8 protein-coding genes and 3 tRNA genes are annotated in these 9,648 nt (G+C 66.3%); 6 read left to right on the top strand and 5 right to left on the bottom strand.

Features of this window, described 5'->3' with window-relative positions; genetic code table 11:
- The 4 genes from AOZ53_RS04075 to AOZ53_RS04090 all read right to left on the bottom strand — a co-directional run.
- Window positions 1-1,333: Do family serine endopeptidase (locus tag AOZ53_RS04075; RefSeq protein WP_054486908.1), on the bottom strand; the 1,333-nt coding region annotated here is incomplete at its 3' end.
- Between the two features lie 63 nt (window positions 1,334-1,396).
- Window positions 1,397-2,740, bottom strand: coding sequence for an ATP-binding protein (locus AOZ53_RS04080; protein WP_054429445.1), 1,344 nt, complete (start codon window positions 2,738-2,740; stop codon window positions 1,397-1,399).
- The gene (locus AOZ53_RS04085) at window positions 2,737-3,396 is read right to left on the bottom strand and encodes a response regulator (protein WP_054486910.1); all 660 of its coding nucleotides are present in this window, start codon (window positions 3,394-3,396) and stop codon (window positions 2,737-2,739) included. The genes AOZ53_RS04080 and AOZ53_RS04085 overlap by 4 nt, the downstream gene beginning before the upstream one ends.
- Window positions 3,397-3,546: 150 nt before the next feature.
- Window positions 3,547-3,622, bottom strand: a tRNA-Thr gene (locus tag AOZ53_RS04090).
- A gap of 212 nt (window positions 3,623-3,834) precedes the next feature.
- Between AOZ53_RS04090 and AOZ53_RS04095 the strand changes: the two genes are divergently transcribed.
- The 5 genes from AOZ53_RS04095 (at window position 3,835) to AOZ53_RS34045 (ending at window position 8,412) form a co-directional block, all read left to right on the top strand.
- Window positions 3,835-3,910 (top strand) — tRNA-Asn (locus AOZ53_RS04095).
- A 326-nt stretch (window positions 3,911-4,236) separates the two neighbouring features.
- Complete coding sequence (gene zigA, locus AOZ53_RS04100) at window positions 4,237-5,493, top strand: zinc metallochaperone GTPase ZigA (RefSeq protein WP_231690549.1); 1,257 nt, start codon at window positions 4,237-4,239, stop codon at window positions 5,491-5,493.
- 28 nt (window positions 5,494-5,521) lie between these two features.
- On the top strand, window positions 5,522-6,529 hold the full coding sequence (locus AOZ53_RS04105) for a CobW family GTP-binding protein (protein WP_082380253.1): 1,008 nt from the start codon (window positions 5,522-5,524) through the stop codon (window positions 6,527-6,529).
- Window positions 6,530-6,676: 147 nt separating this feature from the next.
- Window positions 6,677-7,576, top strand: coding sequence for a LysR family transcriptional regulator (locus AOZ53_RS04110; RefSeq protein ID WP_156333224.1), 900 nt, complete (start codon window positions 6,677-6,679; stop codon window positions 7,574-7,576).
- 632 nt (window positions 7,577-8,208) lie between these two features.
- A complete protein-coding gene (locus AOZ53_RS34045; RefSeq protein WP_156333226.1) occupies window positions 8,209-8,412 on the top strand; it encodes a hypothetical protein in 204 nt (67 codons plus the stop codon).
- Here AOZ53_RS34045 and AOZ53_RS04115 read toward each other — a convergent pair.
- Window positions 8,391-8,467: transfer RNA gene (locus tag AOZ53_RS04115), tRNA-Met, on the bottom strand. The genes AOZ53_RS34045 and AOZ53_RS04115 overlap by 22 nt on opposite strands.
- A gap of 68 nt (window positions 8,468-8,535) precedes the next feature.
- On the opposite strand from AOZ53_RS04115, the gene scpB reads away from it, so the two are divergent.
- Window positions 8,536-9,648, top strand: a 1,113-nt coding sequence (scpB, locus tag AOZ53_RS04120) for an SMC-Scp complex subunit ScpB (RefSeq protein WP_231690548.1), incomplete at its 3' end; no start/stop codon positions are given.

Below are 9,648 nucleotides of genomic sequence, written 5' to 3' on the forward strand. Positions count from 1 at the left end.
GCAGCACGTCACCCGGCTGGATGCCGGCCTTGGCGGCCGGACCCGCCGATTGCTCGATCAACAGGCCCTGCGTGCCCGAGGCTTCCTGCTCCTGCGGCGAGAGCGGGCGCAATGCCAGGCCGAGCTGACCCTTCTGCACCTCGCGGCTGTCGCCGGCGGTCTGCGTCCGGTCCTTCGGCACGCCGCCCAGCGTCGCCACGACTTCCTTGGGGGCGCCGTTGCGCCACAGGTCCATCGTGATCTTCTCGCCCGGCGTGGCCAGCGTGATCAGCGACGCCAGATCGCCGGACGACACGATGGTGCGGCCGTTGATCTTGCGCACCACGTCGCCGGGCTGCAGGCCGGCCTTCTCGGCCGCGCTGCCTTTCTCGACGCTGGAGACCAGCGCGCCGGACGGCGTATCGAGCTTGAACGAGTTGGCCAGGTCCTGGTTGACCTCCTGCACCGTCACGCCCAGGCGCGCATGCTGCACCTTGCCGTGTTCCAGGATCTGGTCCTTGATCTTGTACGCCACGTCGATCGGGATCGAGAACGACAGGCCCTGGAAGCCGCCGGTGCGGCTGTAGATCTGCGAGTTGATGCCGACCACTTCGCCGCGGTCATTGAACAGCGGACCGCCGGAATTGCCGGGGTTCACCGCCACGTCGGTCTGGATGAACGGCACCGACGTGTCGTCCGGCAGCGAGCGGCCCTTGGCGCTGACGATGCCGGCGGTGGCGGTGTTCTCCAGGCCGTAGGGCGAACCGATGGCCAGCACCCATTCGCCCACCTGCAGCTGGTTGACGTCGCCGACCTTCACCACCGGCAGGTTCTTGGCGTCGATCTTGATGACGGCCACGTCGGTCTGCGGATCGGCGCCCAGCACCTTGGCGCGGAATTCGCGGCGGTCGGTCAGCTTGACGGTCACTTCCTTGGCGCCTTGCACCACGTGGGCGTTGGTCAGGATGACGCCGTCGCTGCTGACGATGAAGCCCGAGCCCTCGCCGCGGATCGGCACTTCGCGAGACGGCATGCCGCCGCGCGCGCCGGGGATCTGGCCGAAGAATTGGGCGAAGGGATCGTCGTCGTCATCGGACACCTTGCGCGTGCCGCTGATGCTGATGTTGACCACGGCGGGGCCGTAGTCATGGGTGATCTGCACGAAATTGGGAGCGCCCATGGAGGCGCCCGGCGTAGGGGCGCCCGGCGTAGGGGAGGCTGCGGCCACGGCGGACGGCGCGCTGGCCGCCATCGAAATGCCGCCGAACGCGGCGGTCGCGCCAGCGCCGCCAATCGCGCCGGCGGCCAGCAGCGCCAGCACCAGGCGCGAGGGGTTCATCTTCGAGGTCTTCATGTCGGCTCCTGCGTCATGTGTGGGGACATGGCGCTATCTTCGGGCCTGACACTTAGGTGAATCTTAAGTCGGCGCCTGCTCGGGCGGAAACGCCACCTGGGCGCGCAGGCCGGGGCCGTCGGGCACGTCCTCGAGCGTGATGGCCGCGTTGTGGCGCTGGGCGATGGCGCGGGCGATCGCCAGCCCCAGGCCGCTGCCGGGCTGGGTGTTGCCGTCCAGCCGGTAGAAGCGGTCGAACACGCGGGCGCGCTCGGCCGGCGGGATGCCCGGGCCGTTGTCGTCGATCAGCAGCCGGGCGCCTTCCGGGGGCGTGTCGAGCCGGATCGCGATATGGCCGCCGGCGGAGGTGTACTTGATGGCGTTGTCGAGCAGGTTGCGCGCCAGCAGCACCAGATCGTCGCGATGTCCGCGCACCATGGCCTGCGGCGCGCCCCGCAGTTCGATGCCGATGTCCTTGGCGTTGGCCGCGGGCAGCGTCTCGGACAGCGCCAGGCGCACCACGTCGGCCAGGTCCACGGTTTCAGCGGGCGGCTGCTCGGCGTTGTTCTCGTGGCGCGCCATCGACAACAATTGCTCCACCAGCCGCGTGGCGCGTTCGATGCCCGCCGCCAGCCGTTGCTCGGCGACGCGGCGGCTGTCGTCGTCACTGGCGCGGCGCAGCGATTGCAGTTGCAGGTTCAACGCCGCCAGCGGCGAGCGCAGCTCGTGCGCGGCGTCGCCGACGAATTGCTTCTGCTGCGCGAACGCGCCGCGCATCCGTTCCAGCAGCAGGTTCAGTTCCTGCATCAGCGGCCGGATTTCATCGGGCAGGTCAGGCACGTTGATGGGCGACAGGTCCTCGGGGCGGCGGTCGGCCACCTGGGCCCGGGCGCGCTTGACGGGCCGCAGCGACCAGCTCACTACGCACCAGACGATCAGCATCAGCAGCGGCGCCGCCGCCGCGATCGGCGCGACCGTGCGCCAGGCCAGCGCGCCCGCCATGCGCTTGCGCACCTGCATGTCCTGCGCCACCTGGATCACCTGGAAGGGCGTGGCCAGCGAGTAGACGCGATAGGTGCTGCCTTCGACTTCGGCATCGGCGAAACCCAGGATGATCTGGTCGGGCAGGGGGCGGCGCGAGCGCGAGTTGAACACGCGCACGCCATCCGGCGTCCAGATCTGGATGATGAGGTCGTCGGCCATCGGCGTGGCCGAGCCCTTGGCATGGGCCGGTCCCATCCGCAGCAATCCGTCGCCGGTGCCGAGCGACAGCGCGGTGCGCTGCAGCAGCGAATCGAAGATGTCGTCGGCCTGCTGCAGGGTGCTGCGATAGGCGATGGCGCCCTGCACCAGCGCGCCGACCGCGATCGCGGCCAGCAGGAAGAACAGCAACCGGGCCCGCAGCGAATAGCTAAGCGGAATGCTCATGTTTTGGGAATGACATAGCCGACGCCTCTCACGTTCTGGATCAGGTCCTGACCCAGTTTCTTGCGCAGGCCATGAATATAAACCTCGACCGCGTTGCTGCTGACGCTGTCTTTCCAGCTGTACAGCTTTTCCTCGAGCTGGGCGCGCGAGAAGATCATGCCGGGGCGGGCGATCAGCGGCTCCAGCACCGCCCATTCGCGCGCGGTCAGCGGCACTGGCGTGCCGTCGACGGTGGCGGCGTGCGACTGCGGGTCGATGATGATGCCGTCGTGCTCGAACACCGGCTCGGCGCGGCCCGCGCTGCGGCGGATCAGGGCGCGCATGCGCGCCAGCAGTTCATCGACGTCGTAGGGCTTGACGATGTAGTCGTCGGCGCCCGCGTCCAGCCCCGCGATGCGGTCGCTGACGGCGTCGCGCGCGGTGGCGATCAGGACGGGAGTGCGGTCCTTGCGGCCGCGCAGCTCGCGCAGCAGCGTCAGGCCGTCGCGGCGCGGCAGTCCAAGGTCGAGCAGCACGAGGTCGTAGGGATCGGTGCGCAGGGCCAGTTCGGCCGCGTGGCCGTCCTTGACCCAGTCGACGGCGTAGTGTTCGGCGCGCAGGCAGTCCAGCACGCTTTCACCGATCATGGTGTCGTCTTCGACGAGAAGGATGCGCATGATAGTTGTCGCCGTGAGGTGTCCAGCGGGTTGGACGTGCGCGGCGAGGCCGGAGTTCCCGCAAGGGGAGGGCGGCCCGGGGCGGCGGGCCGGTTCAGGCGCGCCGGCCGGAAATGAAAAAAGCAGCCCGAAGGGCTGCTTTTTGAATTCTGGTGCCGGCAATAGGAGTCGAACCTACGACCTTCGCATTACGAATGCGCTGCTCTACCAACTGAGCTATGCCGGCAAGACCATTTGCTTCGTTTCCGGCAAGCCAGAACCTCAGGCAAAACATCTTTTTCTTTCCCGTTTCATGCCCTGTTTATGGGGCCTGATCTGGAAAGACCGAAATGATATCAGAGTTTTTTGGCGATGGGAAACTTGGGGTGCGTGTGGCGCGAAAAAAGATCCGATTTGCACACTTCGAATTTTTCCTTCATAATCTCGTTTCTTAGCAGTTCCCCGATAGCTCAGTCGGTAGAGCGACGGACTGTTAATCCGCAGGTCGCTGGTTCGAGCCCAGCTCGGGGAGCCAAAGAATTCAGGGCCACTCACGCAAGTGAGTGGCCCTTTTGGTTTTTCGCTTTGGGTTTTTTGTCGCGCGCGTTCGTGCGCGGTGCCGTCGATATCTTTGTGGTTCTGCTCCCCTTTGGGGCGTGCGTTGCGCCACTTGCGTCCATCCGTGCGGCGAAATTCGGGCCGGCCAAGCAAAGCAGAGCCCCAAGTTCCAAGCTTGGTCCGGGCGTCCTTCTTCCTTCCTCGCTGTTACCCGCCCCCGATGATTGCGGGCTTGCCCCCAGGACCGTGGCGCGCGTAAGATTTGTTATGTAATAACATTTCTTTTTGGTGAATGTCATGCGGATGAGCGATGAGGATGTGGGGCTGGGAGCGGGGTCCAGTGCGGGAACAGATGGGCGGCCGGATGCGCGCCTGCCGGTGACGGTGCTGTCGGGCTTTCTCGGCGCGGGCAAGACCACCTTGCTCAATCATGTGCTGAACAACCGCGAGGGGCGGCGCGTGGCGGTCATCGTCAATGACATGTCGGACGTCAACATCGACGCCCGGCTGGTGCGCGAGGGCGGGGCGGCGTTGTCGCGGGCGGACGAAAAGCTGGTGGAAATGAGCAATGGCTGCATCTGCTGTACGTTGCGCGAGGACCTGTTGATCGAGATCCGCCGTCTGGCCGCCGAGGGCCGCTTCGATTACCTGCTGATCGAATCCACGGGTATCTCGGAACCGCTGCCCGTGGCCGAGACCTTCACCTTTCGCGACGAGGACGGGCTTAGCCTGTCCGACGTGGCAAGGCTGGACACCATGGTCACCGTGGTGGACGCCTTCAATTTCCTGCGCGACTACGCCAGCCAGGACCGCCTGGCCGCGCGCGGCGAGACGTTGGGCGAGGAGGACGAGCGCACCGTGGTCGACCTGCTGATCGAGCAGGTGGAGTTCTGTGATGTCATGGTGCTGAACAAGACCGACCTGATCGCGGCGGACGAGCTGGAGCGGCTGGAGGCGATCCTGCGCCAGCTCAATCCGCGCGCCGACATCGTGCACGGCGAGTTCGGCCGCGTGCCGCTGGCGCGCGTGCTGGATACGGGACGCTTCGATTTCGAGGAGGCGGCGCAGGCGCCGGGCTGGCTCAAGGTGCTGCGCGGCGAGCACACGCCGGAAACCGAGGAGTACGGCATCGGCAGCTTCGTGTTCCGCGCGCGGCGGCCGTTCCATCCGCAGCGCCTGTGGGACTGCTTTCACGAGGAGTGGCCCGGCGTGGTGCGTTCCAAGGGCTACTTCTGGCTGGTGACGCGGCCCGCGTTCGCCGCCTCCTGGTCGCAGGCCGGCCCCGTCACGCGCCATGGCGCGGCCGGGTACTGGTGGGCCGCGCTGCCCCGCGAGCGCTGGCCGGAGGATGTCGAGTCGCGCGCCCGCATCGTGGCCGACTGGGATCCCATCTATGGCGACCGCTGCCAGGAACTGGTGCTGATCGGCGTCGGCATGGACCAGGCGGCGCTGACGGCCCGGCTGCAGGCGTGCCTGATGACGCAGGAAGAAATGACCCGCCCGGCGATCGAATTGGCTACGATTCGGGATCCGTTCCCCATCTGGGGCGCGGCGCAATAGCGAGGACGGGGCGAGAGCCCGTGGGGTGATGGCGGCGGAAGGCGACAAGCGCATCGGCGTGACGGTGATTTCGGGGTTTCTGGGCAGCGGCAAGACGACGCTGCTCAATCGCCTGCTGCGCGAGCCGGCCTATGCCGACGCCGTGGTTATCGTCAACGAATACGGCGACATCGGCGTGGACCATCATCTGGTCCGCCTGGCACAGGACAACATCGTGCTGATCGAGGGCGGCTGCCTGTGCTGCGTGGTCAGCGGCGCGGTGGCCGACACCCTGCGCGAGCTGTTCATGCTGGCGCTCAATCGCCGCATCAAGCCGTTTCGCCGGGTGCTGATCGAGACCAGCGGCCTGGCGGATCCGGCGCCGGTGCTCTTCACGCTCAAGCACGACCGCTTCCTGGCCGAGCGCTATGCCTACCAGGGCGCCATCGTGGTGGTCGACGTGCGCCACGGACCGCAGCAGATGGAGACGCAACCGGAAGCGCTGCGGCAACTGGCCCTGGCCGATACGGTCGTCCTCAGTAAATCCGACCTGGCGGACGCCGCACAATTGCGCGCGGTGGAGCAGGCCGTGGCCGCGGTCAATCCGGGCGCGCGGCGCTGCGTGCAGCGCACCGACGCGCCCTTGGTCGGTGCGTTGCTGGAGGGGCCCGACACGCAGGCGCGGCGCGACGGCACCGACCTGGCGGGCTGGCTGCGGGCGTTCGCCAAGCCGATGGCCGGACGCCATGCGCAGGTGGCGAGCTTTTCGCTGACGCTGGTCGCGCCGATCGGGCGCGCCGCCTTCCTGGCGGGCGTGTCGCGGGTGCAGGAGCGGTTCGGCCCGGCATTGTTGCGGATGAAGGGGTTGGTGTGCTTCGAGGGCGAAGCCTTGCCCTGCGAGGTTCATGGCGTGCACGGCGAGCTCTATCCGATCCGGACGTTGCCGCAATGGCCGGGCGACGACCGCTTGTCGCGGCTGGTCTATATCGTCAGAGGGGCTGACGTGGGCGCGGTGCGGGCCGAGGTGTGCGCGGCGCTGGGCCAGTTCCCCGCCTGACGGGCCGGCCTCGGCGCCGCTCGCTGGCAAAGCCGGCGCGCGCTTGCGGGATTGTCTTGAAATGGCTGGAAAGCTGTCATTTCATGTGCTGAAAATGCATGGAAATACGGTATAACCAGAAAGTCTGATGCAAGAATCGAGACAATCATGGACCGATTGAAAGCGATGCAGGTATTCGTGGAGGTCGCCGACAGAGGGAGTTTGTCGGCGGCGGCGGTTCATCTGGATATGTCGCGCGCGATGGTGTCGCGCTACCTGGCCGAAATGGAGCAATGGGTTGGCGTGCGCCTGTTGCATCGCACCACCCGCCGTCTCAGCCTGACGCCGGCCGGCGCCGAGACGCTGCCGCGCTGCCGGCAGATGCTCGACATGGTGGGCGACTTGCGCGGCGCGGTCTCCACGCCCGAGGATACGCCGCGCGGCCTGCTGCGCATGACCACCAGCATGTCGTTCGGGTCCCGGCACCTGGCGCGGGTCATCACCGACTACGTCAAGCTGCACCCGGGCACCTCGGTCGACCTGATGCTGGTCGACCGGACGGTCAATCTGGTCGAGGAGCGGGTCGATCTGGCCGTGCGCATCACCAATGACCTGGATCCGAACCTGATCGCGCGCAAGCTGGCGGTCTGCCGTTCCATCGTCTGCGCCTCGCCCGACTACCTGCAGCGCGAAGGCGAGCCGGCGCGGGTCGAGGATCTGTCGCTGCGCAACTGCCTGACCCACTCCTATTTCGGCAAGAGTCTGTGGCGTTTCGAGCGCGAGGGCGTGCCGGTCGATGTGCCGGTCAGCGGCAACATCAGCGCCAACGAGGTGTCGGTGCTGCTGCAGGCGGCGCTGGAAGGCGCCGGCGTCGCCATGTTGCCAACTTACTACGCCGCCGAGTATGTGGCGCAGGGGCGTTTGAAGGTCATCCTGCCGCAGGCCAGGCCGCAGGAGCTCGGCATCTACGGCGTCTATGCGTCACGCCGGCAGATGCCCTTGATCTTGCGCTCGATGCTGGATTTCCTGGTGGAGCGGCTGGGGCCGGCGCCCTGGGATCAGTCCTAAGCTGTCCTCGGGGCGCCCTCGCTTGGAGGCGCCGGGTTGAGGGCGGGGTATATAACGGTATAATTTGGCTGCTGCCTCGACGGGCCAGGCGCTGTGCATCAGGGCCTTTGCCATCGTCCGCCAGCAAGTAGTCTTGGAAAATATCTAAGAATCGTGGTTCCGACGTATTGGGGTCCAGGCTTGTCGGGCCAGTGCCCTGCAAGGCCGGGCGCCAGGAGCACCAGGGGAGAGGCGCACCGGATTTTCCGGATGGCGGCCGCAGGCGCGGGGTGCCATTGGCCGATGCCTGACGATTCAGGTCCTTGATCTCGAATACCGCAATATCGATTACCGCAATGTCGGTTGCCGCGGGAATAGCGCCAAATGGTGGTGCGTTCCGCAGGCTTGTTGGCGCATTTGCCAGCTTTCCAGATTTTGCTTGAACGAATCCGTCGCTGATGGATTTGTCCCCGCCATAGCCGGGGGCTGCGCGCAGCCCATCTTGAATGGCGTGAGTATCGCCGCGCGAGCCCGCGGCGGTTGGTGGTAAATACAGGATTCTCGTGAGAAATACGCAAACCAGCGCTGTCTGTAGCCGTCCCGCCCATGGTGTGGTCCGGGTGGCTGCGCGGGCCGCTGCCTGGCGTGGCGCCGTGGCGCGCATTTCCGGTTGGCAAAATGCCGCGTCGATTCCGTCGTTGCATTCAGCGCGCAAGCCGGCGTCGCGCGGGCTTGTCTTGGCTGCTGACGCCCTGCGTGCGTTCAATGTGTTTGTTTTCAACACGCCGGCCGCAAATGAAAAAGGCCCGGCGCATTCGCCAGGCCTTGATCAATTTGGTTGCGGGGGCAGGATTTGAACCTACGACCTTCGGGTTATGAGCCCGACGAGCTGCCAGACTGCTCCACCCCGCGTCTGAGAAAAGAATAGTAGCCTTATTTTCAACCTAACGCAAGTTAGCCCTTTTTGAATTTGAATCTCGATGAACGATAGCGAGGCGATACTCGTGCTGGAAACCGCGCTGCTTTGCGCGGTGCAGCCGATGCAACTGTCCGAAATGCGCAAGCTGTTCGGGGATGATGAACAATTCGACAACAGCGCCTTGCGCACGTTGCTGGAAACGCTGCAGAACAACTGGGCCGATGGCGGCCTGGAGCTGGTGCAGCTGGCGACGGGGTGGCGGTTCCAGAGCCGCCCGCACATGCAGCGCTATCTGGAACGGCTCAATCCCGAGAAGCCGCCCAAGTATTCCCGCGCGGTGATGGAAACCCTGGCCATTGTGGCCTGGCGCCAGCCGGTGACGCGCGGCGATATCGAGGACATCCGCGGCGTGACCGTGTCGTCGAACATCGTGAAGGCGCTGGAGGACCGGGGCTGGATCGAAGTCATCGGCCACCGCGACGCGCCCGGCCGTCCTGCCTTGTTCGGCACCACGCGCCAGTTCCTCGATGACCTCGGCCTGCGCGCGCTGGATGAATTGCCCGCGCTGGAATCGACGCATGCCGCCGCCGCGCTGGCCGGCCTGGACCTGGGCGAAGTGCAGCAGCTGGCGGATGCCGCCGACGCCGCCGAAGGCGTTGATGCCGCCAATACCGATGATGCCGCGGATTCCGTCGAGGGCGCTGATTCCGTGGAGGGTGCTGATTCCGTCGAAGGCGCGGATGCCGCTGCCGTCGCCGAGAATGGCGAAGGGCAGGGCGCCCTTGCCGAGGCCGGTGTGCAAGCCAGTATTCCAGGGGCGGAATTGTCTGTTTCGGACGACGGCGCCCCCATCGCGGCGGATGATGGCGTAGAATCCCCGCTTTCGCGCACAGAAGAAGACGCGATTCCCGCAGACGATTCCACCGTCCGGGGGCAAGCCGAAAGCTTGTCCGATGCGCCATCCGTGGGCATCGAGAATGCCGGGCGCTTCGATGAAGCCGAGGCGCCGGGAGTGGATGCCGCCCAAGAGGCGCATGGCGGGCTGTCCGAAAACCCCGCAGAGACTGGCAGTTCCGACGCACGCGCCGAATCCGGCGCCGCGGATGAGCTTGTCGAGCACGCGGAAAGCGCGAAACCGACCGAACCGATAGACGAGGCCGAACCCCTGGTGCCT

This window comes from Achromobacter sp. 2789STDY5608621 (assembly GCF_001299375.1).
GTDB classification, from domain to species: Bacteria; Pseudomonadota; Gammaproteobacteria; order Burkholderiales; family Burkholderiaceae_B; genus Achromobacter; species Achromobacter insuavis.